The 24,540-nt window shown below is 62.7% G+C and carries 21 protein-coding genes and 1 tRNA gene; 16 read left to right on the top strand and 6 right to left on the bottom strand.

The window, feature by feature from the left end; all coding sequences use genetic code 11:
- On the top strand, positions 1 to 1,041 hold the full coding sequence (locus HGB39_RS02935; RefSeq protein WP_005255587.1) for an NAD-dependent epimerase/dehydratase family protein: 1,041 nt from the start codon (positions 1 to 3) through the stop codon (positions 1,039 to 1,041).
- Between the two features lie 19 nt (positions 1,042 to 1,060).
- Here HGB39_RS02935 and HGB39_RS02930 read toward each other — a convergent pair whose 3' ends face one another.
- Positions 1,061 to 1,660: a dTDP-4-dehydrorhamnose 3,5-epimerase family protein gene (locus HGB39_RS02930; RefSeq protein ID WP_005568622.1), complete on the bottom strand. Its 600-nt coding sequence runs from the start codon at positions 1,658 to 1,660 to the stop codon at positions 1,061 to 1,063.
- A 17-nt stretch (positions 1,661 to 1,677) separates the two neighbouring features.
- Here HGB39_RS02930 and HGB39_RS02925 point away from each other — a divergent pair, with 17 nt between their 5' ends.
- The gene (locus HGB39_RS02925) at positions 1,678 to 2,916 is read left to right on the top strand and encodes a transferase (protein ID WP_043790624.1); all 1,239 of its coding nucleotides are present in this window, start codon (positions 1,678 to 1,680) and stop codon (positions 2,914 to 2,916) included.
- On the top strand, positions 2,913 to 4,361 hold the full coding sequence (locus HGB39_RS02920; RefSeq protein ID WP_043790626.1) for a sugar transferase: 1,449 nt from the start codon (positions 2,913 to 2,915) through the stop codon (positions 4,359 to 4,361). The genes HGB39_RS02925 and HGB39_RS02920 overlap by 4 nt, the downstream gene beginning before the upstream one ends.
- A 42-nt stretch (positions 4,362 to 4,403) precedes the next feature.
- On the opposite strand, the gene HGB39_RS02915 is transcribed toward HGB39_RS02920, so the two are convergent.
- Positions 4,404 to 5,252: a glycosyltransferase family 2 protein gene (locus tag HGB39_RS02915; protein ID WP_007300115.1), complete on the bottom strand. Its 849-nt coding sequence runs from the start codon at positions 5,250 to 5,252 to the stop codon at positions 4,404 to 4,406.
- 302 nt (positions 5,253 to 5,554) lie between these two features.
- Here HGB39_RS02915 and HGB39_RS02910 point away from each other — a divergent pair, with 302 nt between their 5' ends.
- From HGB39_RS02910 to HGB39_RS02875, 8 genes are read left to right on the top strand one after another with little or no spacing between them, the layout of a single operon-like run.
- Entirely contained in the window at positions 5,555 to 6,616 is a 1,062-nt protein-coding gene (locus HGB39_RS02910; protein WP_005568631.1) for a glycosyltransferase family 4 protein, read from the top strand.
- Complete coding sequence (locus HGB39_RS02905; protein ID WP_005255581.1) at positions 6,613 to 7,797, top strand: glycosyltransferase family 4 protein; 1,185 nt, start codon at positions 6,613 to 6,615, stop codon at positions 7,795 to 7,797. Before HGB39_RS02910 ends, HGB39_RS02905 begins: the two co-directional genes overlap by 4 nt.
- Positions 7,790 to 9,079: a lipopolysaccharide biosynthesis protein gene (locus HGB39_RS02900; RefSeq protein ID WP_005568632.1), complete on the top strand. Its 1,290-nt coding sequence runs from the start codon at positions 7,790 to 7,792 to the stop codon at positions 9,077 to 9,079. Before HGB39_RS02905 ends, HGB39_RS02900 begins: the two co-directional genes overlap by 8 nt.
- Positions 9,076 to 10,080 carry a CgeB family protein gene (locus HGB39_RS02895; protein WP_005568634.1) on the top strand — a complete coding sequence of 335 codons (1,005 nt, stop codon included), beginning with the start codon at positions 9,076 to 9,078 and terminating at the stop codon, positions 10,078 to 10,080. The genes HGB39_RS02900 and HGB39_RS02895 overlap by 4 nt, the downstream gene beginning before the upstream one ends.
- 24 nt (positions 10,081 to 10,104) lie before the next feature.
- Entirely contained in the window at positions 10,105 to 11,787 is a 1,683-nt protein-coding gene (locus HGB39_RS02890) for a hypothetical protein (protein ID WP_005568635.1), read from the top strand.
- A 5-nt stretch (positions 11,788 to 11,792) separates the two neighbouring features.
- Positions 11,793 to 13,187, top strand: a complete 1,395-nt coding sequence (locus tag HGB39_RS02885; protein ID WP_005568637.1) for a tyrosine-protein kinase domain-containing protein — start codon at positions 11,793 to 11,795, stop codon at positions 13,185 to 13,187.
- Positions 13,184 to 14,548 (top strand): glycosyl hydrolase family 28-related protein, encoded by a 1,365-nt coding sequence (locus tag HGB39_RS02880; protein WP_005568639.1) that lies wholly within the window; start codon positions 13,184 to 13,186, stop codon positions 14,546 to 14,548. Before HGB39_RS02885 ends, HGB39_RS02880 begins: the two co-directional genes overlap by 4 nt.
- 2 nt (positions 14,549 to 14,550) lie before the next feature.
- A complete protein-coding gene (locus HGB39_RS02875) occupies positions 14,551 to 15,168 on the top strand; it encodes a YdcF family protein (protein ID WP_039952690.1) in 618 nt (205 codons plus the stop codon).
- Between the two features lie 24 nt (positions 15,169 to 15,192).
- On the opposite strand, the gene HGB39_RS02870 is transcribed toward HGB39_RS02875, so the two are convergent.
- Positions 15,193 to 16,305 (bottom strand): glycosyltransferase, encoded by a 1,113-nt coding sequence (locus HGB39_RS02870; protein WP_043790628.1) that lies wholly within the window; start codon positions 16,303 to 16,305, stop codon positions 15,193 to 15,195.
- A gap of 18 nt (positions 16,306 to 16,323) precedes the next feature.
- On the opposite strand from HGB39_RS02870, the gene HGB39_RS02865 reads away from it, so the two are divergent.
- On the top strand, positions 16,324 to 17,292 hold the full coding sequence (locus HGB39_RS02865) for a GNAT family N-acetyltransferase (protein ID WP_312029796.1): 969 nt from the start codon (positions 16,324 to 16,326) through the stop codon (positions 17,290 to 17,292).
- Here the strand turns inward: HGB39_RS02865 and HGB39_RS02860 are convergent.
- Positions 17,234 to 18,658 carry a polysaccharide pyruvyl transferase family protein gene (locus tag HGB39_RS02860; protein WP_005568645.1) on the bottom strand — a complete coding sequence of 475 codons (1,425 nt, stop codon included), beginning with the start codon at positions 18,656 to 18,658 and terminating at the stop codon, positions 17,234 to 17,236. The genes HGB39_RS02865 and HGB39_RS02860 overlap by 59 nt on opposite strands.
- Before the next feature lie 247 nt (positions 18,659 to 18,905).
- Here HGB39_RS02860 and HGB39_RS02855 point away from each other — a divergent pair, with 247 nt between their 5' ends.
- A complete protein-coding gene (locus HGB39_RS02855; RefSeq protein ID WP_005568646.1) occupies positions 18,906 to 20,282 on the top strand; it encodes a glutamate-1-semialdehyde 2,1-aminomutase in 1,377 nt (458 codons plus the stop codon).
- A 21-nt stretch (positions 20,283 to 20,303) separates the two neighbouring features.
- Here HGB39_RS02855 and HGB39_RS02850 read toward each other — a convergent pair whose 3' ends face one another.
- Both HGB39_RS02850 and HGB39_RS02845 read right to left on the bottom strand, forming a co-directional pair.
- A complete protein-coding gene (locus tag HGB39_RS02850) occupies positions 20,304 to 20,945 on the bottom strand; it encodes a ScbR family autoregulator-binding transcription factor (RefSeq protein ID WP_064080173.1) in 642 nt (213 codons plus the stop codon).
- Positions 20,946 to 21,059: 114 nt separating this feature from the next.
- A complete protein-coding gene (locus HGB39_RS02845) occupies positions 21,060 to 21,674 on the bottom strand; it encodes a TetR/AcrR family transcriptional regulator (protein ID WP_206031502.1) in 615 nt (204 codons plus the stop codon).
- A 238-nt stretch (positions 21,675 to 21,912) separates the two neighbouring features.
- Here HGB39_RS02845 and HGB39_RS02840 point away from each other — a divergent pair.
- The 3 genes from HGB39_RS02840 (at position 21,913) to HGB39_RS02830 (ending at position 24,538) form a co-directional block, all read left to right on the top strand.
- Positions 21,913 to 21,983: transfer RNA gene (locus HGB39_RS02840), tRNA-Gln, on the top strand.
- A gap of 75 nt (positions 21,984 to 22,058) precedes the next feature.
- A complete protein-coding gene (glmU, locus tag HGB39_RS02835; protein WP_005255563.1) occupies positions 22,059 to 23,561 on the top strand; it encodes a bifunctional UDP-N-acetylglucosamine diphosphorylase/glucosamine-1-phosphate N-acetyltransferase GlmU in 1,503 nt (500 codons plus the stop codon).
- Entirely contained in the window at positions 23,558 to 24,538 is a 981-nt protein-coding gene (locus tag HGB39_RS02830) for a ribose-phosphate diphosphokinase (protein WP_005568652.1), read from the top strand. The genes glmU and HGB39_RS02830 overlap by 4 nt, the downstream gene beginning before the upstream one ends.
- Positions 24,539 to 24,540: the final 2 nt, after the last annotated feature.

Raw genomic sequence — 24,540 nt, 5'->3', positions numbered from 1 at the left:
ATGCGAGTGCTCCTTACCGGCCACCAGGGATACCTCGGTTCGGTCATGGTTCCGATATTGCACACGCGCGGGCACGACGTCGTGGGTCTCGATTCCGGGCTCTTCGCCGGGTGCGTACTCGGTCCTGCACCCGCCGACCCTCCCTCTTTCGATGTAGACCTGCGGGACGTGACAGAGCAGCATCTGGGCGGCTTCGATGCCGTGATTCACCTTGCAGCGCTCTCGAACGACCCGCTGGGGTCTCTCGCACCGGACATCACCTACGAGATCAATCATCGAGCGTCCGTCCGGCTGGCTCGCCTGGCGAAGGAAGCCGGTGTGCGGCGATTTCTGTATGCCTCGACCTGCTCCGTATACGGTTCGGCCGGTATCGAGTTGGTTACGGAGTCCGCACCACTGCGTCCGCTCACGCCATACGCCGAGAGCAAGGTGCGTGTCGAGGAAGACGTAGCCGCACTCGCCGACTCCGGGTTCTCTCCGGTTTTCCTGCGCAACGCGACCGCCTTCGGATTCTCCCCACGGCTGCGCGCCGACATCGTCCTCAACAACCTGGTCGGCACCGCGATGCTGACGGGCACGGTGCGAGTCTTGTCGGACGGCACGCCGTGGCGCCCACTGGTACATGCGCAAGACATCGCCAGCGCGTTCGCGTGTGCACTCACCGCGCCGGTCGACCGGATCCACTGCGTCGCCTATAACGTCGGTACCGAGACAAACAATGTGACGGTGGCACAGATCGCCGAGGCCGCCGCCGCCGCGGTTCCCGACTCACAAGTGCTCATTACGGGAGAGACGGGCTCGGACCCGCGGTCCTACCGTGTCGACTTCTCTGCCATCCGCACGGCATTCGAGGACTTCGTGCCGCGATGGAGCATCGTCGACGGAGCGGCCGAGTTGTACGACCGGTACACCCGCTGGGGCCTCACGGACGTGCTCTTCACGCAGCGTTTCACCCGACTCGCCCATCTTCAGCAACTCGAGCGCACCGGTGTACTCGACGAGTCCCTGCGTTTCCAGCGAGTTGGAGCCGGCCATGAATGACGGACACTGCCAGGAACGGTCACAGCCGTTCGAGCAACGCCGTCCAACTCCCTGCGGCGGCGTCTCGTTCGCTGATCAGCGATACCGGAAGCGGCCACGATATCGCGAGGCGGGGGTCGTCGTGGGCCACTGCGATGTCTGCCGTCGGATCGTGCTCACGATCGATGCGATAACACACATCCGCGCTCTCGGTGAGTGCCTGGAATCCGTGCAGGAAACCGGGCGGAACGTAGAGATGCGCGAAGTCCACATCGTCGAGCCGGAATGCCTGCTTCCTACCGAACGTCGGCGACTCCCTGCGAATATCGACCAGGACATCGTAGATCGCACCATGGGCGCACCGGACCAGCTTCGCCTCACCTGGACTCGCCCGTCCGTGCATGCCGCGAACCACACCACGCCGCGACCGGGACTGCGAATCCTGCAGGAAGTCTGCGGCCAGGATTCCAGTCGCTCCCACATGTTCATCGAACTGGCCGGCTTCGAACGTGCGAGTGAAGAGGCCTCTGTCGTCACGATGGGGCACCGGCCGGAACACCCGGACGTCCGTCAATTCGGTGGTTTCAACGTGCACGCTGCAATTCTTGCGCACAAGGGCCGGGTCGGCCACCGATTCCATCGCACCGAGGTTCCGACATGATGGCCTGTCGAGGCTGTGGCGTCGCAGTGTTCGATCGAGTACTCGACCTCGGTTCGATGCCCGCGGCCGACTTCTTCCCTCCAGTTGGTAGTCCGGTCACGCCAGCCGAATCGGCGCACCGCCTGACAATGGCGTTGTGTCGCGAGTGCGGTCTTGCTCAGCTCGTCGACGACGACACGGCGCCGGAGGAACCACGTGGCGTCGAACCGGAGGCTTTGAGAACACAAGCATGCACAGCTGTTCGAGCCGTCGCCGATGCCGGGTATCTCACGGGCGACACGGTTACCGAGTTCGGCAGTCCACACGGCGGAACATGGTTACCGCTGCTCACCGCGCGGGGGTTCCGTGTCGCGACGGACCGGCGCACAGCCTCGGTGGTCATCGATTGTTTCGGGATCATGCACGAACCTGACCAGCGGGCTGCCTTCTCGGTGCGGGCAGCGGCACTCGACGCCGACGGCGTCCTGCTCATTCAATTTCATTCTCTTACTGCGATTGTGAAGCACCAGCAGTGGACGGCACTCCGGCACGGTCACTTCGCATACTATTCCTTGACGTCACTCCGACGGTTGCTGGCCGACTCAGGACTACACCTCACACACGCCTGGCTATTCGATCTTTACGGCGGCACGGTCTTGGCGGCCGCACGCCGTTCGCCGTGCGCACCGCCGACACCTCGCGTTCATCGCATACTGGTCGATGAACGCATGGCCGGTGTTACGAACCCTGTCACGGTCCAATCCTTGCAACTCGCCGCGGACACGAATGCGGCAGCCTTTCGCGACTGGCTGACAGCGATGGCGCAGCGGCACTGTCGGGTGTTCGCCTACGGCGCCGCATCTCGGGCAGTACCACTGTTCGCCCACGCGGGCGTCGACCGAGGCCTTGTGGCGGCAGTCGCCGACGCATCCACCGCCAAACAAGGGCGGCGAATGCCCGGCACCGATGTGCCGATCATCTCGCCTGAGCAATTGCTTCGCGCTCATCCGGACAAGGTCGTGCTCACGCTGCCGGATCTGCTACCCGAAGTGTCGCAGCGTTATCCGGAACTGTCCGGGCGGTGGGTCCTTCCATCCGAAACACCACGCGTTCCTGCTCCTCCGCTCATCCGCGCTCGGAGTCGAGAGCATCTGGCGCCGAGACACCGTGAGACGTACGCGGACACGCCGACGACCCGAGGCGGCCGGCTCGATTCGCGTTCAGCCGCCAGCAACCGAGATGAAGTACAGCCATGACCACCAGCACCCGTCGAATATTGCGAATCGGCCCCTCGTATCCACGACCTCCAACGACACGCACGGTCCGCCACTCCGCAGACACCGTTCCGGATTCGCTGCAGGCTCCCACCCGGCTTCTGGCGAGAAGGCGAGCACAGGCCTATCTGCTCCCGCTCGCTGCAGACTTCATCGTGCTGTCCGTCGTGTGTTCACTGACACGGATCGATCGTCCCGCACAGTCCGCAGCGATAATCGTCGCGGTCCTGGCCTTCACGGGCGCGTACCGACCCCACCTGACGCTCTCACTACTCGACACCCTGCCCCGGCTCGCACTAGCAAGCACGCTGGCGGCATTGGCCACCGCACTGGTGCTGACCCCGAACGGAACATTGGTAGGGGCGGCGAAGCTGGCTGCAGTGACCCTCTTGGCGGTCGTACTGTCCCGCAACGCCACCTATCCGGTCGAACGTTTCCTCAGACGGAAACTCCGCGGCGGTCGTCGAACGGTGATCATCGGCGGCGGTCCGGTCGCGAAGATACTGGCGGACAGCATCGTCACGGAGCCCTCGTCTGGACTGCAGTTGATCGGACTACTCGACGACTCCCCACAAGCGGAGACCGCGCGCAATGGGAACGTACCGATCACCCCGCTGCGGGGAAACCTGCGTGAGTACCTCACGACCCACTACGTCGACACGGCAGTACTCGCCTTTCCCCACGCCGTCGACGGCGCGGTCATCCACGCGTTGCGTGAGTGCGACCGCATCGACTGCGAGATCTTCGTTGTTCCTCGACTGTGGGAGATGACTGCGGTCACCGGCGACATGGAACACATCGGCACCGTCCCATTGAAGAAGTTTCGCCGAGCGGCACACCGATCGTTCCTGTGGCGGGTGAAGTTATGGATGGGCCGAGTCCTCAGCGCGGCAATGCTTGTGGCGTTGGCCCCGACATTCCTCGCGATCGCTCTCGCAGTGTATCTCTCGGACCGATCGGCACCGGTTTTGTTCAGACAGAAGCGAGTCGGTTTGGACGACCGGGTGTTCGAACTTCTCAAGTTCCGAACAATGAGCCCAGCAAGCGACCACGAATCCGCTACCCACTGGTGCATTGCACACGACGCCAGGATCGGGCGTCTCGGTCGGATCCTGCGGGCGACTTCGCTCGACGAGTTGCCTCAACTGTGGAATGTCATCCGGGGAGACATGACACTCGTCGGCCCGAGGCCGGAACGTCCCCACTTCGTCGACAAGTTCCACGCCACGGTTCCCAACTATGAAGCGCGCCATCGCGTGCCGACGGGAATAACGGGATGGGCCGCCGTCAACGGTCTGCGCGGCGACACGTCGATCGGGGACCGCACGCGGTTCGACAACTACTACATCGAGAATTGGAGCATGTGGTTCGACGTCAAGGTACTACTCATGACCGTAGTGGCGGTAGTGAGGCTCGGAGGCAAGTAGCAGAAGTGGCGCAGGGCCCACCGGTCGGCACCCCCGGCTGACTCAGCAGCCGACGTGCAGCCGGTTCCCCCGCGACACAACGGTGCGGGAGCGCACGGCGAGTCGCTGAAAGGCCGCTCTCATCAGGCGCATATCTCCGGCTAGAACATCTGCACGACAGAGGAACTCGGGATAATCACGGGCAATTCGGTGATGGAAGCGAAGCATGTCCGACAGCTTGCTGACTGTCGATGTTCGACTGCACATGTTGAAGGTGGAGTCGCGCCACGCAGCCACGAGCTCGGGCATTCCGAAGAACATCCCGAAAGCTGTTACCCGCGCAAAAAGATCCACGTCCATGGGGAATACGAGATCACCACGGAATCCGCCCACACGATCGAAATGCTCTCGTCGGAACATCGCGGCAGCTGTCGGCCCGAAGTCGGCCGGCCCTCGTCGGACAATTGTCCTCATCAGTGTGCGCGGAGTATGAAGCCCCTCCAAGCCGGGAATCCCCAGTCGTGACTCCCGCAACGCTCCGTTCTCGTCGATCACGTCGAACTTGGCGGCGCTGAGAGCTATTGCCGGATCAGCCATTACACGCAACTGAGTTTCGAGCGATCCCGGCATCAGGACGTCATCTGCACAGACGACTTTCACCAATCGTCCGTTCGAGAATTCGACTGCCTTGTTCCAGTTGGCGCCGATCGGCAGAACGACGTCGTTGCGAAAGACTCGCACTCGTGAGTCACTGAACGACTGCGCAATCGATTGAGTGGCGTCCTTGCTCGCATTGTCGAGAACGACCAGATCGACTGCGACGTCCTGGTCGAGGATCGATCGCAACGTCTCTTCGAGAGTACAGGCGGCGTTATATGCGGGAACGCAGACGGAAACCGTGGCAGCAGCCATCGCTATTCTCCCACCGAACTTTTGACGCGAGCGACAATCATGATCCTCGTTGTGCACCAATACTTCCTGGCGGACAGGACTGATTCAAATTCTATCACGCCGAGCGGCTCGAGACCTCGGCCGGGACGAGCATCGCGAAAGTCCCGCAACGACATCGCGCGGCCGTGCGCAGCACTGTAGAGTTTAATTGTCCGGTACCGAATGGACCGGCGTGACAGCGCAATAGCAACGACAGCCGGCGCGAAATGAACTTTACGGTGGGTAGCCCACAAATCGACAACTCTCGGTCTCTGCGACTCCACATGACGGGATCGGAGTGGTTCACGTCGGGGCCTGGTGGACTGAACCGATATTTCACCGACCTGTATTCCACACTGAATCAGCGACCGGGCGTCGACGTTTCCGCTGCGGCGTTCGGTAGGCCCGAGCAGGGTGGGCATTCGTGGGGCCCGGTCGGTGCATCGACGCTGCGCCGCGCGTACACCGCTTTCCGCGACGCCAGCGCTCTACCGCCGGACGCGGTCATCGACCGACATTTCTGCCTCTATGGACGCTCGGCGATCGACGCGCATGGCAAACACCCCCTGGTTGTTCACTTTCACGGGCCCTGGGCGGCCGAAAGTCGCATGGTCGGGGCCAGTGAGACAGTTGCGCGGTCGAAGTACTGGATCGAGCGGCTCCGCTACGCCGGCGCAGATCGCTTCGTCGTGCTGTCCAAGCACTTCCGCAATCTGCTCGTCGCGAACTACCAGGTGCCAGAAGACAGGATCAGGGTTATTCCTCCTGGTGTCGATCTCAACCGATTTCGCCCATCGGATCATCCCTCGGCGTCATGCACGATCCTCTGCGTGCGACGCCTCGAGAGGAGGATGGGTATACATGTTCTGCTCCGGTCATGGCAAGCAGTCATCGCTGCCCATCCCGACGCCCGACTCGTGATAGTCGGTACGGGCACCGAAGAATCGGCGCTCCGGGTTCAAGCTGCCGAGTCCGGCTACTGCGACGCCATCACATTCGAGGGCACCGCCACTGACGGACGACTGGCTCAGTTGTACGGACAGGCAGCGGTAACCATCGTCCCATCCGTCGCCCTCGAAGGGTTCGGACTCATCGCGCTCGAATCCCTGGCCTCCGGGCGCGCCCCGATCGTGACCGAGTGCGGCGGATTGCCGGACGCTGTACAGGAACTCGACACTTCCTTGATCGTTCCTGCCGGCGACGCCGATGCGCTCGGAGACCGGATCGTCCGCGCTCTGGACGGAAACGTTCCCGGGCCCGGACAGTGCCGTGCTCACGCCGAAACGTTCTCCTGGGACGCCGCCTCGCAGCAGCACATCTCGATGTACGAGGAACTGGTCTCATGACGAAGGCCCTGTTCATCACACACACAGCCGCACCCTCCGGAGCAGAGTTGGCCACACTTCGGTTGGCAGTCGCTCTGCGCGACACTGGGGCAGATGACTCCAGGTGTCGGGGAATCGTTGTCGCGGTGGTGTGTGCGCAGGACGGTCCGATTGTCGATCGCATGCGCGAAGCAGGTGTGGAAACCATCGTCCTTCGAAACACTTTCGACAGTCGCGCCATGACTGTCCACAGCAGGAGCCTGCGCCGACTCATCGTGGGATTCTTCGGACTCGTCAAGATCGGGTGGTCGGCCGGTGCGACCGCGAGGGCGACAAGGGCGACAGTTCTTGTCGCAGAGAGTACCAAGGCTCTGATCATCGGCGCCGTCGCTGCGAGACGCGCAAGGATCCCACTCGTCTGGCAGGTGCACGACCGCGTATCCGCCGAGTACTTCGGAGGTCTCCTCTCGAGCCTCATTCGCGGGCTCGGCTGGGTGGTCAGCCGAGGGTACATCGCCAACAGTAGATCCACGATGAGTACGCTGTTCGCCTGGCACAGGGCAGCGCTCGTCGCCTACCCCGGCGTCGAACCGAGCAGTCGCGACGATCACGTAAGTCAACGTCGCCCCTCCGAGACTGTTGTCGTCGCCGTCGGACGCTTGACGCCCTGGAAAGGTCAGGACGTGTTGCTGCGCGCGCTAGCCGAGACGACTGTCCGACCTGAGCGCGTCTATCTCGTCGGAGGGACACTCTTCGACGAGGAAGCATTTCGTGTACGTCTGGAGCGCCTCGCGCACGAACTCGAACTTCCAGTCATCTTCACGGGACACGTCGACAACCCCGACGCCTACATGCGGCGTGCCGACATATTGGTGCACTGCTCCGTCATCGCGGAACCGTTCGGTCAGGTCGTGGTGGAGGGGATGAACGCGGGCTGCGCGGTAATCGCCTCGGGCCCCGGTGGCCCAACCGAGATCGTCGAGTCAGGGATCAACGGGCTACTCGTCGACGGCGGTGATCAGAAGCAACTGACAACGGCGCTGAATACATTGATCGGAGACCGTGAGCTCCGTCGACGTCTGTCGGCAGCGGGCCGACGGCGCGCAGCTCACTTCGGCATAGCCGCGTCCGCTCGCGACATAGCATCGTTTCTCGACACCGTGACTGCTACGCCGAAACGTAAGCGAGCAGCACATGCCTGACGATCGCAGAGAAATCCACATCATCACTGTCGTACGTGACATCGCATTCGTAAGCTTCGGGAAGTACGGCCAGTATGTCATCACGGTGGTGACACTTCCGTTGATAGCGCGAGTTCTCGGAACTGAAGGACTCGGGTTACTCGCGATCGGAATGTCTTCCTACTTCATCGGATCTCTGCTCGTCGATCTCGGTATCACCCAGTTTCTCGCCGCGATGGTCCACAGCGCAGATATCAATCAGCTCCGCGGAAACTACCTGGTGATCCGAGCGGCCATCCTCGGGACCATCGGTGCCGCACTGATCTCCAGCCTGGTCGTCGGCGTCGATATCCACCTGCACATGATCTTGCTCGGGTTGTTCGCCGGTGGGTTCTGGTCCCTTTCGGAAGACTGGGTTCTCATCGGGCAAGGTCGATTCGGAGCCTCGATGGCGTATCAGGGCATCGGCCGAATCGCATATCTCGTGCTCCTGATGTCGTTACTCCCACGCCTACCCCATCCGTCCGTCGCACTCCTCTGTTTACTCGTGTCGTCCACTCTGACTGTCGCGCTGACCTGGCGGGACTCTCTCAAGAAATTCGGCCGCCCTTGTCGTCCGTACAAGGTGATATCCATTCTCCGAATGGGAGCGCCCGTCCTCACCTCACGTTTGCTCGTGGCAAGTTACGGCCAGGGCGCAGCAGCGGTGTACTCCTCGGTGCTCGATGCGGTGTCCATCGGCCTGTATTCTGCCGGAGACCGACTCGTGCGAGCCATACAGTCCTTGCTCGACCCCATAGGCTTCGCTCTGCTGCCACGCATGGCCCGCCACAGTGACGACGATCGGTTCTGGCGACGCGCAACCCAAGCACTGGTCGTATGTCTCTGCGCGGCCGGAGTTGCGACTGTCGCGGTGTGGATTGCAGCCCCGACCTTGATCAACCTCATCTTCGGAAGCGAGTTTTCCGAGGCAATTCCGCTCCTGCGGGTCGAGGTACTTATACTTCCCGCGACCGCCTTGACGTCATTTGTCACCACCGCGGTCTTACCCGTCAAGCAGGACACGAGCGGCGTCTTGATCGGTGCAACCGTCGGAACGTGCGTCGCAGCCGCGTCATTGTTCGTCGCTGCACTGACCCAATCGGTGTGGGCCCTCGTCTACGGCACATTGTGCTGCGAGTTTTCCGTGGCGCTGTGGTACATCGTCCGTATGCGGCAACTCGCCGGTCGCGAACGGAACGAGCGCAATGCCGGCGGCACCGTCACAGAGGTCGCGCTGGTGCACAAGGAGAATCGACTATGAAGATCCTGTATGTCGGCGACGACTGGGTCGGAAGCAACGCTCGATCGCTCGCCAATGGCTTCCGGCAGGCGGGACACGACGTCGTCGTTGTCGACTCGACGTCAGTGTCACTTCCGACGCGGCTGTCACCTCCGTGGATTTATGCGAAGGCTACTCACCGGCGTGCTCCCTGGAGCGTCGAAGCTGTTCATTCGCGCATCGATGCGATCGCTGCCGAATTCCGGCCCGACATGGTGTTCGGATTCAAAGCAGTCTTCCTCGACCAGCGACGCCTCCTCGGCGTCCCGGCGAAATTCCATGTTCACTACAGCCCCGACGACACGTCGAACCCTTACAACACTTCACCCGGCTACCTGGAACTCGAGAACGAATGGGACCTCGTCGTCACCACCAAGCGTCACAACATTCCGGAGTTGCTCGACCGTGGTGCGCGCGCCGTCAAGTTCGTTCTCAGCGCGTACGACCCCGCGTGGCACCACCTTTCGGCGCGACGCGACTCCAGGCAATACGTCGTCGGGTTCATCGGAGCCTGCCGTCCCGACCGCCGCGATCGCTTGATCTCGTTGGCACGAAAGTACGGCGGGAAGATGCTCGTCCGAGGGCCTGGCTGGCGCCGGGTACCGGAGTTGCAGGTCACCCACGCCCACGTCGCGGGTCCGGTGTACGGAGAACATTTCGCCTCTGAAGTCGCATCCGTGACGGCGAACCTCGTTCTGCTCAACTCCGACAACCGGGACACACACACCTGCAGAAGTTTCGAAGTGCCCGCCTCCGGCGGACTCTTCGTGGGTGAAAGGACAAGCGAACATGCGGAACTTCTGGAGGAGGGCGCGGAATGTCTCTTGTTTTCGAACGAGAACGAGTTGAACGAGATCGTGGAATGGTGCGTGAAGAGTCCCGGCCAGGCGGAGAAGGTTGCCGAGTCGGGTTTCCGGCGGATCGTGGAGGGTAGACACAGATATGTGGATCGTGCCCGAGAGATCGTCGATGAAATCGGCTGACAATCGAGAATCGGAACGCGATATATGAACAATCCCGAACTCCAGATATTGCTCGTCATAGGAGCACTGGCGACAATCGTCATCGCCGCTGCATACGTTCACGGAATCGCACGTGTCTTCCTCATCGCGCAGGCGGCCTACTGGAGCCTGTCCTACGTCGCGCGTCCGATCGTCCTTCTCCTGGTGCGGCCGCAACCACGGTTCGGCGACAGCATCGCCGATCCGCGACTGGCCACGATTGGATACGACTATGGGATCGCGATGGTCTTGCGACCCGTGGTGTTCGGGCTGTGGGTGTACGCGATCATCGTTGTGGCGTATGCGGTCTGGATCCGGCATCGCCCAGCGCGGGACCGTGACGCGTGCGTTCCAGTCCGTTCCGCTGTTGACGCGAATCTGATTCCTACACTCTGGACCATCTATGCGATCGGCGTGCTCGGGCGAGTTGTATCGTACGCAACAGGTTCCACCGCCTCTGCCGGACAAACACAAAGCCCGAACCCGATACTCAGCTTCGTGACGCTGATGGCGGTTATCGGCGCCCTCGGGCTGATCGTCTTCTACCGACCGGTCAATCGCAGGGCCACCATTGCGGTTATCGGTGCGCTGACTGTCATGGAGTTGATGTGGACTGTCGCAATCGAATCGAAGACACCGATCATGGGCGCCGCGCTGGCGATTGCAGTCCGCTTCGCACTCACCGGATGGTCCAGGATCAAGGTCGCCGCGATCGCGGTGATCTCGGTTCTGGGAATAGCCGCGTTCGGCTGGCTGCAGGCCATCAAGGCATCCGCTCTCGCGAAAGCACAGTCCGAGATTCTTGATGCGAGCTATCCGGCAGCCATGCAGCCTTTCCTCAGCATCCTGCGCAGGTTCGATCTGCTCGAGGCCGCGACGGACAGCTACTACCTGGGCGGACGGCCTTGGCTCAACCTGTCGGACGTCACACACCATGCGCTCATCAGCATGGTGCCGGAACAGCTTCTCGGGACCTCGAAGTTCCAGTCCGGGACCGCGTGGGCAATCGAAGTCCGCGGGTCGTCTGTCGACATGACGAGGGTGTCCGTCTCACTGGCCGAGGGAAACATCAACGAGGGTTTCGTACTCGGCGGGTATCCCGGGGTCGCCGTCGGCGTCGTCTTCACCTTCGCGTTGGTGCTGGCGGGAGTGCGTGCGTTGCATTCACGGAACATCATCCCGATCTCTATGGGTCTCATGCTGATCGAGGTTCCCGTCTTCTTCGAGCGGGGAATTCTGGGCAGCACGGAACTCCTCGGAAAGTCACTTCAGGTGGCCATTCTGGTCTGGATTGTCTACCTGCTCGTCGGAGAATACCGAAGACGAAGTGAAGGGTCTTCGAAACAGAAACCGCAGGAACCGCCACACACACTCGTCGGCGCGGCGCGGTCGAAAAATTGGAGCGGTACGTCCCTCTCGCCGATCGGCATGCCCGCGCAGTCGGCGATCACCCCGCCGTTCACGGTCGGGCCACGGAGAACGCGTGCAGCTCCAGCCTTCTTCGATCGGGGAATTCTGGGCAGCATGGAACTCCTCGGAAAGTCACTTCAGGTGGCCATTCTGGTCTGGATTGTCTACCTGCTCGTCGGAAAACACCGAAGACGCACTGAATGGTCTTCGAAACAGAAACCGCAGGAACCGCCGCAAGGGGAAATTGCACTCGTCGGCGCGGCGCTGTCGAAAGGTTGAAGGACATGCGATTGATCGACTATTGGCACATTGCTCGCCGCCGCTGGATTCTCATCTCGGCGATCACGCTTCTCTGTGTGGCGGGCGCCGCCGGCTACAGCTCCATGCAACCGACCACATATCAGTCGACCAGCCGACTGTACGTGACGATGGCAACCGGAACGTCGGTGAACGACGTATACCAGGGTGGTCTTGCCGCCCAGCAGCGAGTGACGTCATATGTAAACCTCGCCGCGAGTTCCAACGTCGCTCAACGTGTCGTCGACCAACTCGGTTTGCCGATGTCTGCCGGCGAGCTGCAGGGCAAGATCACCGCCTCATTCCCCCCGGCCACCGCGCTGCTGGACGTCACGGTCACCGATTCGACAGCCGAGGGTGCCGTCATGTTGACCGACGCCGTGGTCTCTCAGTTCCGAAGGCTGATAGACGAATTGGAGACCATCCAGACCGACGCGGCTCCTGCTGCGAGGGTTTCGGTCGTCGATCCGGCCACAGATCCCACCGCGATCAATGGACCCAACTCGCGGCGGCTGCTCGGTATCGGCCTTCTCGCCGGATTGGTGCTCGGCTGTTTGGCGGCACTCGTGAAAGACCGCATGGACCGCACGATCCGGACATCGCATGAACTCGGTGAAATTCTGCCGGTCCCCGTTCTCGCCATTCTCGATATCGGGGAACCCGGTGCTGTCGGGGAGGCTCGCCGACTGCGCACTCGATTGATCCAGGCGGGAGGTGGCGACAATGGGATGACAGTGATGCTCACAAGTCTGTCGGCACGTTCACAACCGGATGTCTCGGTCATACTTGCGAAGGCATTCGCCGACAGCGGTCGGCGGGTCGTGTTGATCGATGCGGATACCACGGGAAGTGGGATCTCCAACGATCTTCCCGTGTCCGACTCGGGCCTCGCAGACCTCCTGCGCACGACGTCGTCCCCCATCGACGAGTTGTCGACATGCGCTGACACCGGGATCAGCGTGCTGGCCCTCGGATCTGTCGACGATCAAACAAGTGACCTGCTCGCATCCGAGCGCCTCACGCAAATCGTATCCGCACTCCGTAGCGACTTCGACTACGTCGTCATCGACGCCGCCCCGGTCGGATCTGCCGCCGACGCACTTACGCTCTCCGGGCATTGCGACGGCACAGTCGCTGTCGTCGAAATGGGGAGATCCACGTCACCGCAGGTACTCGGCGCACTGGCGACGTTCGATCAAGGTGGCTCCCGGATGGTCGGAGCCGTAGCAATATCGAAGAAGCACGTCAACTGGCTTCGCAAGATGATTCGCAGGCCGAACAGCGGACCACTCCGCACACGGATTACCGACACGGAATCGCAGAAGGAGGAACCCGCGATCGTCCTCGATGCAACGGCAGACACACTCGAGGCGGACCGGTGACCGACGATGTCCTGAATCGGCGGCGGTTGCTGGCTCGTTCACTGGGTGTCGCAGCAGCACTACCGCTGGCGGCTGCCGCGTGCTCGTCATCGGCCGAGGAACCGACTGTCGAGTTCACCTCGCCACATGTCTCCGATGTCCCCTCCGCGCGCAACGTGCGGGATTTCGGGGCTGTCGGCGATGGCAAGGCCGATGACACGACGGCGATCGCCACCGCTTGTGCGGTCGGCGACGGGCCCCTGGTTCTCTACCTGCCCGCCGGTGCCTACCGCGTCACCGCATGGCCCGACCTGCCCGACTACGCCGCTGTCATCGGAGACGGCAGCGACGTCACAACCATCGGTTACGCCGGGGACGGGCCACTGATCGCACTTCGAGGAAAGCACCGGGTGAGTTTCAAGCGCCTGGGGATCTACGTGACCGGCGCAACCGGCGCGGCGGTGTCCCTGTCCGAGTGCTTCAGATGCTCGTTCGATTCCGTCGTACTCCGCGGCGGACACGTCAGTACCAACTATCCCGAGTTCACACAACAGCGAGGGGTCATACTCGACCAGAACACGGGTGGCACTGCGTTCATCAATTGCGATGTCAACAACTTCGGAATCGGACTCACAACCAGATGCATTCAGAACTACGTCACCTCTTCGAAGTTCACGAGCAATTACGTCGGAGTGCTGGGGACGGGAAATGATCACAGTGCCGGGCTGTCAATGGTCAACGTCGAGTTCGTATCCGACACCGATCCGAACACCACGGACAAGCACGTGTTGATCGACGGAGCGGCAAACGATTGGTGGTTGACGAATGTCTGGTTCGAGGGCGCCGACATCGCCCTGTCGATCGGGAATCGCGATCGTGGGGGGCCCGCGCAATTCGGCCTGGTCAACTGCAAGGTCGCAGCACGCTCGGTGTGCATGGACCTGGTGTATTGCCGGCAGCCCTACCTTGCCAACGTCCAGTTCGATTCGGATACCCAGCGGCCGGCAATCGAAGTCCGCGTCGATTCCGAGGGGTGTCCGGACGGCACCGCCGTCAATCTGCTCTCCAGCACAGCTTCCGACATCGATCCGAAATCGTTCCCTGAAGGGTGGAGCGTGACTGGTCGCGGGCAGGTAAGTGGAGTTACCTTCGTAGGAACCGTGATTACTCGCGCAGGCATTGGCAGTGCCGACCTCCTGCAGGCGCAATCCCCCAATGGTGCAGTACTTTCCGCGGTTCTGTCGACCGGAGAGTGGATCGTCGACCGAGCCGACAGCGGAGTCGTGCTGAAGGATTCGGGCGACAACTACTGGAGACTCACGGTCTCGACCGATGGCAGTGTGAAGACCTCACCGCTCGGTAGGCGCCGACCGACTGGCTAGACATGCGCCGCTCGCCTCGCGACCCCGAACCACGCTCGGGCCGACAACCTGAATGTGCGCACTCCGCCAAGGCACCGGCCCGGTTCAAGCGTGCACTGTGGACGCTCGTCGTCCTCTTCTCTGCTCTCACCGCAATTGCTGCGGCAGGCTGGCCAGTCTACGTACGTCCGCAGATCGACCCATTGAGAACAGCGGACGCCATTGTGGTTCTCGGTGGAACTCCATACGAGCGTTTCGACATCGGCGTCGAATTGGCAGAGCGCGGATACGCACCACAACTCGTCATCTCGAACTCCGTCGGGAGTGGCGACAGGACGATGGACAAGTACTGCCATGGCCACTTCGACTTCGTGGTGAGTTGCTTCGAGCCCGATCCGTGGACCACAAAGGGAGAAGCCCAGGAGATAGGGCGCCGCGCCACCCAGCAAGGGTGGCATCACATCATCGTCGTGACCTTCACGCCCCATCTCTCGCGCGCGAGGTACATAGTCGAAAAGTGCTTCGACGGCGAGCTGACCATGGTCGCAAGCCCGAGCCCGTCCGGGCTGCTCTTCTGGGCAGGAATGTACATCCGCCAATCCGCCGGGTACCTCAATGCCTTAACCGATCGAGGGTGTTGAAATACCCATCACCGTGTAACTCGGTCACGACGCCAGCACGCCATCGACAACTGCCTGCATTCTGCGCCGAAAGATGCTATGAGAAAACAGCTCGGCGTGTCGACGGATTGCAGCCGCGTCATAGATCGAGCCGTCGAACGCGTGTATCGAGTTCACGAAACCAGCCACTATCTCTTCGTCGAGAACGCCGGAGACGAATTGGCCCGTCACATGCGGCACCACGCTGTCGAGTGCACCACCTCTGCCGAGCGCAATCACCGGCGTGCCGCAGGCCATGGCTTCCACCGGGACTATTCCGAAATCCTCTACACCGGGCATGAGCAGCGCACGAGTCCGGCGCAGCAGATTCAACAGCTGCGCATGCGATACGTGCCCGAGGAAGACAACTGTGGGCCCCGCTATGCTGCGGCAATATTCGAGGCTGCGGCCGTCCCCCGTAACCACGAGGGGCACCCCGGCGGTGTTCGCGGCGAGAATTGCCAAATCGGGCCTCTTGTAAGGCACAAGACGCCCTGCGACCAGGAAGAAGTCCTCCCTGCGGGTACCGGGGTCGGGCGTGAATGCATCGGTGTCGACAGGCGGATGAACCACGACCGCATCGCGGCCCCACCACTGCCTGATGCGCTGTGCGACAGTAGTCGAATTCGCGACTAGTTCAGTCAACAGCGGAGCTGCAGCGAGCTCGGCACGTCGAGCTGTCGACGCGAGCATCCTCAATGCGGCAGCGCCGGCTCTCCCGCCTGCTTCACCCTCACGGAGCGATGCGTCCCACGCCCAGCGCGCCGGGCTGTGCACATACGCGATTGTGGCGGCGGATGTCGAGAACACGGCCTGGGTCGCAAATGCGTGATGACTGATGATCACTGCAGCAGCGTCTCCGATATCCATTCGCCGGAAGGCATTCGGCATCAACGGCAGCAACGGCGCATAGGAGCGTTCGCCACCGAGTCGGTACAACTGATTGAGCCAAGTGGTCTCCGGCACCGTCCGCAGTCCCGACGGAATCCCTTGCGGACGCGCGACCGGAACAAGTACGCGCGCATCAGGCCATTGTGCCGACAACTGTTCGACAACGTGCTCCGAACCGGCGACTTCCGTAAATCGCTCGTGAACGAGCGCGACGCGGGGAGTGATCATCGAGCACCCCGTTGGACGATGCTTGCGGCGGAGGAAATCACGCTACACACCTTCTTTCCGATCTGCGCCGGCGACCCGTCGACCAACACCGCCTACAATACCAGCCCGATTTCAGCGAAAAATCGCATTCATGCAGGTAGCGGTACCTTTATCCAGGTTCGCATGATCTGCCTTCCCCCATGTTTTCGGGACCTCGGTTCGGGTAGGCTTACTCCAAGCTCTCCACCGTCGTCGTCTGGCGTGGCAGATCGACTGCTTCAGTCAGGCTTGCTGGCCAGAGGTGAAAGCATGAAGCCTCCACGATCATTGGTGGTTCTCGTCGCGGCTGGCAAGCTCTATTCGAGGCCCTTCCGGCATCGGATCGGATCCCACCATGTACCCAGCGCTGGAATCCGGTTGGGCCCTGTGACGTCGGCCGAGCATCGCGTTGCTCTTCGCTCGCCCAGGCTTTCGGATGCCTCGGCGTGGCAAACCCTACGGCTACGGGATCAACACTTGATCGAACCGTTCTGGGTGTCGTCCCCGAAATCCTGGTCTCGGCGCCACACCGAGGGGGCCTGGGTAGACGAATTTCTACACATGCGTAAGGAGGCCCGCGCAGGCCGGGCACTGCCGCTGGTAATCGAGGTCGAAGGCCGATTCGCCGGTCAGTTCAACATGGAGCACATCGACTGGGGAGCAAAGAGCGCAGAAGTCGGCGTGTGGATCGATTCTTCGCTCACCGGACAGGGAATCGCGCTGGCAGCTGCGAACCTCCTCGCAGAGTACGTATTCGACATACTCGGATTGCGCCGGGTCACCGCTCCCGTCTGCGTCGACAACCGACAGGCCACCCGGCTCGTACAACAGGCCGGGATGCAGCGAGAGGGCACGATGGCCAGTTACCTCGACGTCGGCGGTCGACGCAAAGATCACGACCTGTGGGCAATCACGTCGACGATGTGGGCGGCCAAGTCGGCCCGGGATTCGAATTCGACCGCGTCGTGATGTCACCCTTGACAAGCTGCGCGGCACGGTCGAACGCAGCTCTGCTCGCTTCGATCTGGTTCACCGCCCGACTGAGCAATCCAGCCCTCAGTTCCGGCGCGCGCAACCATGTGCTGCGCATCGCACGGCGAAGCCGGTCGTCGAAGTCTTCCCCGTCCAGCCTTACCAACTCGAGTCCGGCGTCGAACATCGCGGCCAGGCCCTCGAACTTGTCGTCGTAGTACCGTGAGGTCGACAGCCCGACAACAGGAATTCCTTGCGACAGGGCGAAGACTGCGACGTGGTAAGCACCCGTGACGATTATCCGGCATCGCCCGATCCGGCGCGAGAGTGATCGCGCACTCGCAAAACGACCTAGTGGCGGTACCACGTCGGGGAACCCGGCGAGGAGTGGCATCGTCGAGCGACGGTCTTCGGAATCATGCTCGGATACGATCAGCGGAACCAGTCCGGCACCGGATTCGGTGGCCACGCCCCGAATGACGCGCCCCAGCACCTTCTGCATCTCGTCTCCGACCGGAGAGTATTCCGCGACTCTGAGACAGACGCCGATGTCCGTGCCGAGATCCCTGCGCCGAGTCGAATAGCCGAGTTCCACCGCGTCGTCCCCGGTAACCACGACACGTTCGGGCGGAACACCGAGGGAGTGCAAGAGTTCTGGGCCCCGTAGTCCTTCGCGCAGCGCGATGAAATCGACCCGGGGAAGCACCCGGGCGGCGTGTTCCAGCACCCCGGGGTCGTGAATCGGGCCAATCCCCTGCCCGACCATCGCGGTAGGAATTCGATGATTCGTTGCGTACTCGAGCAAATCGAGTGTGCGCTCTGTCTGGAACCGATCGATATCGGTAAGGTACCCACCGCCGATCGCGAGCACCAAAGATGCGCCGTCGATGGCATTCGGCAGCCGTCCACCGTCACGACTCAGTAGCAACCGTTCCGAATTCGTTGTCCTCGCGTCGGACTCACCGTTCGTACCATCGCCCTCGCCCCCGCGAAGGACGACGCGACGTGCCCGCCGCACGACAGACGCGGGTGCGGCCGCCGCGGCTTCCCATCCCCTGAGCAACGGCCCAGCCGCCTCGGGGCCGAAACGGCCTGCCAATCCACCCCAACCGCGCCTTCTCGGCCAATCGCCGCCTCGCTGATACCGAATCGGCTCCGCGTTCGGCTCATAAGCCTTCAACAGTGACGATCTGTCGGTGAGTACACCGATTGCGGCGTTGGGCCATCTCTCGGTAATCCTGCGCACCGTGACGTTGAGAATCGCCAGGTCACCTTTGTTGTTCAGCCAGTATTCGCCGTTTTCCACGAGGACACGGATGTTGGATCCGCCGACCGGCGTCGCGCGGGATTCGCGATTCTCCATATCGGCCCTTCGGACACTCATTCGCGCGAGGAGGTCACCGACCCCCGAGCATGTGGCACCATGTCAGCCCTGACCGAAGGGGCAGGTAGAGGTCGATTCGACGATACCGCAACCCTTTCCTCAACACCACGGTCCGCGCCCGCTACTTCGAGATCCACGTCCAGCACGTGGTTGGCCCGTTTCTCCCGATCAGCACAACAATCGACCTACTGGGTGGCACAATTACGTCGCGATGCATCTCCGAGCCATGGAGGTCGCCATGCCCCTCACAGACGACACCGTCAGTCGCTCCTTTTCTCGCTCGAACGAGCTGCAGGCACGGCTGAACAAACTTGTGCCGGGCGGTGCGCACACCTATGCGCGCGGTCCCGACCAATACCCGGACTTCATGGCGCCCGTACTTGTCCGCGGGAAGGGCGCCCGCGTGTGGGATGTGGATGGGAACAGCTTCGTCGAATACGGCATGGGCCTCCGGTCCGTGACACTGGGACACGGATACCCCCCCGTTGTCGACGCCGTGTGCGAGGCCATCGCCCACGGTACGAACTTCAGCCGACCGACTGAACTCGAATTGCACGCGGCCGAGGACTTTCTCCAACTCGTTTCCGGCGCAGACATGGTGAAGTTTGCCAAGAACGGGTCCGACGCCACCACGGCAGCCGTCCGCCTCGCGCGGGCTGTGACGGGACGAGAGCTGGTTGCGGTCTGCGATCAACCGTTCTTCTCCGTGGACGACTGGTTCATCGGCACAACCGCAATGAACAGCGGCGTGCCCTCCGATGTTGCTGCCAAGACACGCGGATTCCGATTCAATGACCTCAACTCACTTGTCTCGGTGTTCGACGAGAATCCACACCGGGTGGCCTGTGTCGTCATGGAGGCGGCCACCGCTACAGCTGAGCCGGTACCCGGATACCTCGACGCCGTTCGGTTACTCTGCGACGAGCGCGGAGCCCTTCTCATCTTCGATGAGATGATCACAGGATTCCGATGGTCGCCGGGCGGCGCACAAACGGAGTACGCGGTCACACCCGACTTGTCGTGCTGGGGTAAAGCGATGGGTAACGGCTTCCCGATTTCAGCCCTCGCGGGTAAACGCGAGTACATGGAGTTCGGCGGCCTGAACACGGACCACGACCGGGTCTTTCTGCTGTCCACCACACATGGACCCGAATGCGGAGCGCTCGCGGCTTTCCGCGCAGTCGTACACGCCTACGCTACCGAGGATCCGATTTCGCGCATGGAGCAGTCCGGCAGGCGTATCGCTGAGGGAGTCAGCGCAGCCGCTGCAGATATGGGGATTGCGGACTACGTCCAGGTGATCGGCCGGCCTTCATGCCTGATTTTCGTCACGCGTGACCTGAACCGTCAGCCATCACAGGAATTCCGGACGCTCTTCCTACAAGAACTGTTGTCAGGTGGCGTTCTGTGCCAATCGTTTGTCACGTCTGCCGCGCACCGCACGGCCGACGTCGATCTCACTCTGGAAGTAGTCCATCGCGCACTCGAAATCTACAGTAGAGCAATCGAATCCGGCAGCGTGACAGGATTCCTCCGCGGACGCCCTGTCGCCCCCGCCCTGCGCCGTTATGCGGCACCCCGCCGGATCGATACATCGGACTGATCGTGCAGCCGCAAGGATCGCTCAGCGCAGCAGGCGGCGCGAGGCGAACTGCCGGAAGTACACGAGCTTCGACGGCTCGACAAGCCCGGGAAGAATGAAGTACCAGACCCGCTCCATGCGGCGCGGAAGATCGTCGAAGGCGCCGGTCGCGGTCGCGACCACATGCGCTCCCAGCAACGACCCGAGCAGAAAGGTGGACAGCGTTCCCGTGGAGACGTCGTCCTCCGCGAGAATGTCGCCCTCCTCGACCGCTCGCGCGACAAGTCGTTCGAAACCCTGCTGCCACGAGGCCACCACGTTGCCGTGCGTCCCCTGGTAGTCACCGATCTCGTGCTGCAGTCGCAACATCGCCGCGACAATCGGATCGGAACTCGCTGCCTCGATCGCCACATAGGACAGGGCGACGAGCGCTTCCAGCTCCGGCGTCGGCCCGTCACTGACGGACGTCATTCCGGCGGTGAGCCGGATCTGTCCCTCGTCGATGACACCGCGGGCCAGGTCTTCCTTGGAACTGAAGTGGAAGTACAACGCACCTTTGGTCACACCGGACTGCTCGATGATCTCGTTGAGACCCGCGTTGGCGTACCCGAGGCGTAAGAATACGTCGGCCGCCGCCATCAGGACCGACGCCCGAGTTACCTCTGCTCGAACCTGTCTCGCCATCGACTGCCTCCCGAACAACCCCCCCGACGGGGCGCGCAAACTCCAGCGAACCCTAGCACTTGACAGGCGCAGCCCTGGCGAAGTTGAACCGCGAGTCGGAGAACGAGAACACGTTCACTGAGGTGTCGTGCGGGGCCGATCCGTGCCCAGCTGCGGATCCGCCTCGAGATTGGTCAACCCGTTCCAGCACAGGTTGACCAGATGCGCGGCGACGACTTCCTTCGGCGGTGTCCGCTCGTCCAGCCACCAAGTCGCGGTGGTGGACACCATTCCGACCAGTGCCTGCGCGTACAGCAGGGCCAGATCCGGATTGAAGCCACGCCGCGAAAAATCGCCGGCGAGGATGTGCCCGACCTGACCGATGGCCTCGTTGAGCAGGCTCGAGTACGTGCCGTCCGGTGCCGCCACCGGAGAGTCGCGGACGAGGATGCGGAATCCGTCGGTGTGCTCCTCCACATAGGTCAGCAGCGCCAGCGCCACCCGCTCGACCCGGACCCGGGAGCGGTTCTGCTTCAGCGAGGACGTCACCATCTCCAGCAGCCGCGACATCTCCCGATCCACGACCACGGCATAGAGGCCCTCCTTGCCGCCGAAGTGTTCGTAGACGACAGGCTTGGAGACGTGCGCCCGCTGTGCGATCTCCTCGATCGACGTCGCCTCATAGCCTCGCTCGGCGAACAGGGCGCGACCGATCTCGATCAACTGCTCCCGGCGTTGCGTACCGGTCATCCGGGTGCGGACCACCCTCTCGGGGGTCGCGTCCACGTCCGTGGGTCGGGGCACCGAGGCACCATCCTTTCCTGACACTCGCGACGACGAAGTGCCGCGGGCAGCGTCGAAACACTGCAGGTAGCACCCACTCTATCGGGACGTTCGAGACAAATTTCCGCAGCGGTTCGACGGGCGGCGGGTCGGCATGCGAGGATTCTCTCGCGCAAACGGGCGTGACACCCCGTGTGTGTGGCAATCCGCCGTAGTGTAATGGCAGCACCTCTGATTTTGGTTCAGATAGTTCAGGTTCGAGTCCTGGCGGCGGAGCGGAGCCTGCGGAGCTAATTCCTGCAGGCGGAGCTGTCGAGAACAGCAAGAGCGGAACGATCCAGAGGGAGCTTCATGCCAGTGCAGACCGCCGTGGTCGTCCTCGCCGCCGGCGCGGGAACTCGGATGCGGTCGAAGACCCCCAAGGTGTTGCACACCCTGGGCGGACGCACGATGCTCGCGCATTCCCTGCACGCCGCCGCGGAGGTCGATCCGGCACACCTCGTCACCGTCGTCGGGCACGACAAGGAACGCGTCGGAGCCGCCGTCACTGCCCTCGAGGCCGAACTGGGCCGTCCGATTGCAATCGCCGTCCAGGAAGAGCAGAACGGCACCGGGCACGCCGTCGAATGCGGCCTGTCCGCTCTGCCCGCCGATTTCCGCGGGACCGTGCTGGTCACCGCCGCGGACGTCCCGCTGCTCGACGGCCGCACCCTGCACGCTCTCGTCGACGAGCACCGCAGCGAGCCCACGCCCGCGGCGGTCACGGTACTGACGTTCACCGCCCCGGAGCCCACGGGCTACGGGCGGATCGTCAGACTGCCCCACGACGGTGAGATCGCCGAGATCGTGGAAGAGGCCGACGCCACAGAAGAGCAGTCGGCCATCACCGAGGTCAATGCGGGTGTGTACGCGTTCGACGCCGAGTTCCTCCGCTCCGCGCTCGGGCAGCTCAATGCGAACAACGCGCAGGGTGAGCTGTACCTGACCGACGTCGTCAAGATCGCCCGCGAGGCCGGTGCACCCGTCTTCGCCGCCCACCTGTCCGACTCCGCGAAGGTCGCGGGCGCCAACGATCGCGTCCAGCTGTCGAGGCTGGCCGCCGAACTCAACCGCCGCACCGTCGAGAACTGGATGCGGGCCGGCGTCACCGTCGTCGATCCGACGACCACGTGGATCGACGTCGGCGTCACGCTCGCTCGCGACGTCACCATCCATCCGGGAGTGCAGCTGCTCGGCACCACCGCCGTCGGCGAGGACGCCGTGATCGGTCCCGACACCACACTCACCGACGTGACGGTCGGCGAAGGCGCCAGCGTGGTGCGCACCCACGGCTCGGAATCGACGATCGGCGAAGGCGCCACCGTCGGCCCGTTCTCCTACCTGCGTCCCGGCACCGTCCTCGGTGCGTCCGGCAAGCTCGGCGCATTCGTCGAGACGAAGAACGCCGACATCGGAGCGCACTCCAAAGTTCCTCACCTGACCTACGTGGGCGACGCCACGATCGGCGAGTACAGCAACATCGGTGCGTCGAGCGTGTTCGTCAATTACGACGGCGTCACCAAGAGCCGTACGGTGGTGGGGTCACACGTCCGGACCGGATCGGACACCATGTTCGTCGCTCCGGTACAGGTCGGTGACGGTGCTTACACCGGCGCCGGCACGGTGCTGCGTTTCGACGTACCACCGGGGGCACTCGCGGTCTCCGGCGGGAAGCAGCGCAATATTGACGGCTGGGTGCAACGAAATCGGCCCGGTACCGCCGCCGCCGAGGCGGCAGCCGCCGCGGGACCGCACCACAGTTCAGATCTGCACGAAACCGAGAAGCAAGATTTAAAGGATGGCATAGAGCAGTGACCGCGAATTGGATCGACAACCAGAAGAACCTCATGCTTTTTTCTGGTCGCGCGCATCCGGAGCTGGCCGAACAGGTAGCGAAGGAACTCGACGTGCGGGTCACCCCGCAGACTGCCCGTGACTTCGCGAACGGCGAGATCTTCGTCCGTTTCGAGGAGTCGGTCCGCGGCTCCGACGCCTTCGTGCTGCAGAGCCACCCGGCCCCGCTGAACACGTGGGTGATGGAACAGCTGATCATGATCGACGCGCTCAAGCGCGGATCGGCCAAGCGCATCACCGCGATCCTGCCGTTCTACCCCTACGCACGCCAGGACAAGAAGCACCGCGGCCGTGAGCCCATCTCGGCTCGCCTGATCGCCGACCTCCTCAAGACGGCCGGCGCCGACCGCATCATCACGGTCGACCTCCACACCGACCAGATCCAGGGCTTCTTCGACGGCCCCGTCGACCACATGCACGCCCAGGGGCAGCTCGCCGAGTACATCCGCGGCAATTACGGCACCGAGAACATCGCCGTCGTCTCCCCCGACTCCGGTCGCGTCCGGGTCGCCGAGAAGTGGGCCGACACCCTCGGCGGCGCGCCGCTGGCGTTCATCCACAAGACGCGCGACCCGCTGGTGCCCAACCAGGTGAAGTCCAACCGCGTCGTCGGTGACGTCGACGGCCACACCTGCATCCTGATCGACGACATGATCGACACCGGTGGAACCATCGCCGGCGCCGTGAAGATCCTCAAGGAGGCCGGCGCGGGCGACGTGATCATCGCCGCCACCCACGGTGTCCTGTCCGATCCGGCGGCCGAGCGCCTCGCCGCGTGTGGTGCCAAGGAAGTCATCGTCACCAACACGCTCCCGATCGACGAGTCGAAGAAATTCCCGACCCTGACGGTGCTGTCCATCGCACCACTGCTGGCTCGCACCATCAAGGAAGTTTTCGAGAACGGCTCGGTCACGTCGCTGTTCAACGGCAACGCCTAAGC

The sequence above is a fragment of the Rhodococcus opacus genome, assembly GCF_012396235.1.
In the GTDB taxonomy this organism is placed as follows: domain Bacteria; phylum Actinomycetota; class Actinomycetes; order Mycobacteriales; family Mycobacteriaceae; genus Rhodococcus_F; species Rhodococcus_F opacus.
This window is presented reverse-complemented; position numbering and strand designations above follow the sequence as displayed.

Excerpts from the sequence above, each read along its gene's own strand:
- HGB39_RS02935 (WP_005255587.1), top strand. The coding sequence starts at position 1 with ATGCGAGTGCTCCTTACCGGCCACCAGGGATACCTCGGTTCGGTCATG.
- HGB39_RS02930 (WP_005568622.1), bottom strand. The coding sequence starts at position 1,660 with ATGGAATCGGTGGCCGACCCGGCCCTTGTGCGCAAGAATTGCAGCGTG.
- HGB39_RS02925 (WP_043790624.1), top strand. The coding sequence starts at position 1,678 with ATGATGGCCTGTCGAGGCTGTGGCGTCGCAGTGTTCGATCGAGTACTC.
- HGB39_RS02920 (WP_043790626.1), top strand. The coding sequence starts at position 2,913 with ATGACCACCAGCACCCGTCGAATATTGCGAATCGGCCCCTCGTATCCA.
- HGB39_RS02915 (WP_007300115.1), bottom strand. The coding sequence starts at position 5,252 with ATGGCTGCTGCCACGGTTTCCGTCTGCGTTCCCGCATATAACGCCGCC.
- HGB39_RS02910 (WP_005568631.1), top strand. The coding sequence starts at position 5,555 with ATGACGGGATCGGAGTGGTTCACGTCGGGGCCTGGTGGACTGAACCGA.
- HGB39_RS02905 (WP_005255581.1), top strand. The coding sequence starts at position 6,613 with ATGACGAAGGCCCTGTTCATCACACACACAGCCGCACCCTCCGGAGCA.
- HGB39_RS02900 (WP_005568632.1), top strand. The coding sequence starts at position 7,790 with ATGCCTGACGATCGCAGAGAAATCCACATCATCACTGTCGTACGTGAC.
- HGB39_RS02895 (WP_005568634.1), top strand. The coding sequence starts at position 9,076 with ATGAAGATCCTGTATGTCGGCGACGACTGGGTCGGAAGCAACGCTCGA.
- HGB39_RS02890 (WP_005568635.1), top strand. The coding sequence starts at position 10,105 with ATGAACAATCCCGAACTCCAGATATTGCTCGTCATAGGAGCACTGGCG.
- HGB39_RS02885 (WP_005568637.1), top strand. The coding sequence starts at position 11,793 with ATGCGATTGATCGACTATTGGCACATTGCTCGCCGCCGCTGGATTCTC.
- HGB39_RS02875 (WP_039952690.1), top strand. The coding sequence starts at position 14,551 with ATGCGCCGCTCGCCTCGCGACCCCGAACCACGCTCGGGCCGACAACCT.
- HGB39_RS02870 (WP_043790628.1), bottom strand. The coding sequence starts at position 16,305 with ATGATCACTCCCCGCGTCGCGCTCGTTCACGAGCGATTTACGGAAGTC.
- HGB39_RS02865 (WP_312029796.1), top strand. The coding sequence starts at position 16,324 with ATGCTTGCGGCGGAGGAAATCACGCTACACACCTTCTTTCCGATCTGC.
- HGB39_RS02860 (WP_005568645.1), bottom strand. The coding sequence starts at position 18,658 with ATGGAGAATCGCGAATCCCGCGCGACGCCGGTCGGCGGATCCAACATC.
- HGB39_RS02855 (WP_005568646.1), top strand. The coding sequence starts at position 18,906 with ATGGAGGTCGCCATGCCCCTCACAGACGACACCGTCAGTCGCTCCTTT.
- HGB39_RS02850 (WP_064080173.1), bottom strand. The coding sequence starts at position 20,945 with ATGGCGAGACAGGTTCGAGCAGAGGTAACTCGGGCGTCGGTCCTGATG.
- HGB39_RS02845 (WP_206031502.1), bottom strand. The coding sequence starts at position 21,674 with ATGACCGGTACGCAACGCCGGGAGCAGTTGATCGAGATCGGTCGCGCC.
- glmU (WP_005255563.1), top strand. The coding sequence starts at position 22,059 with ATGCCAGTGCAGACCGCCGTGGTCGTCCTCGCCGCCGGCGCGGGAACT.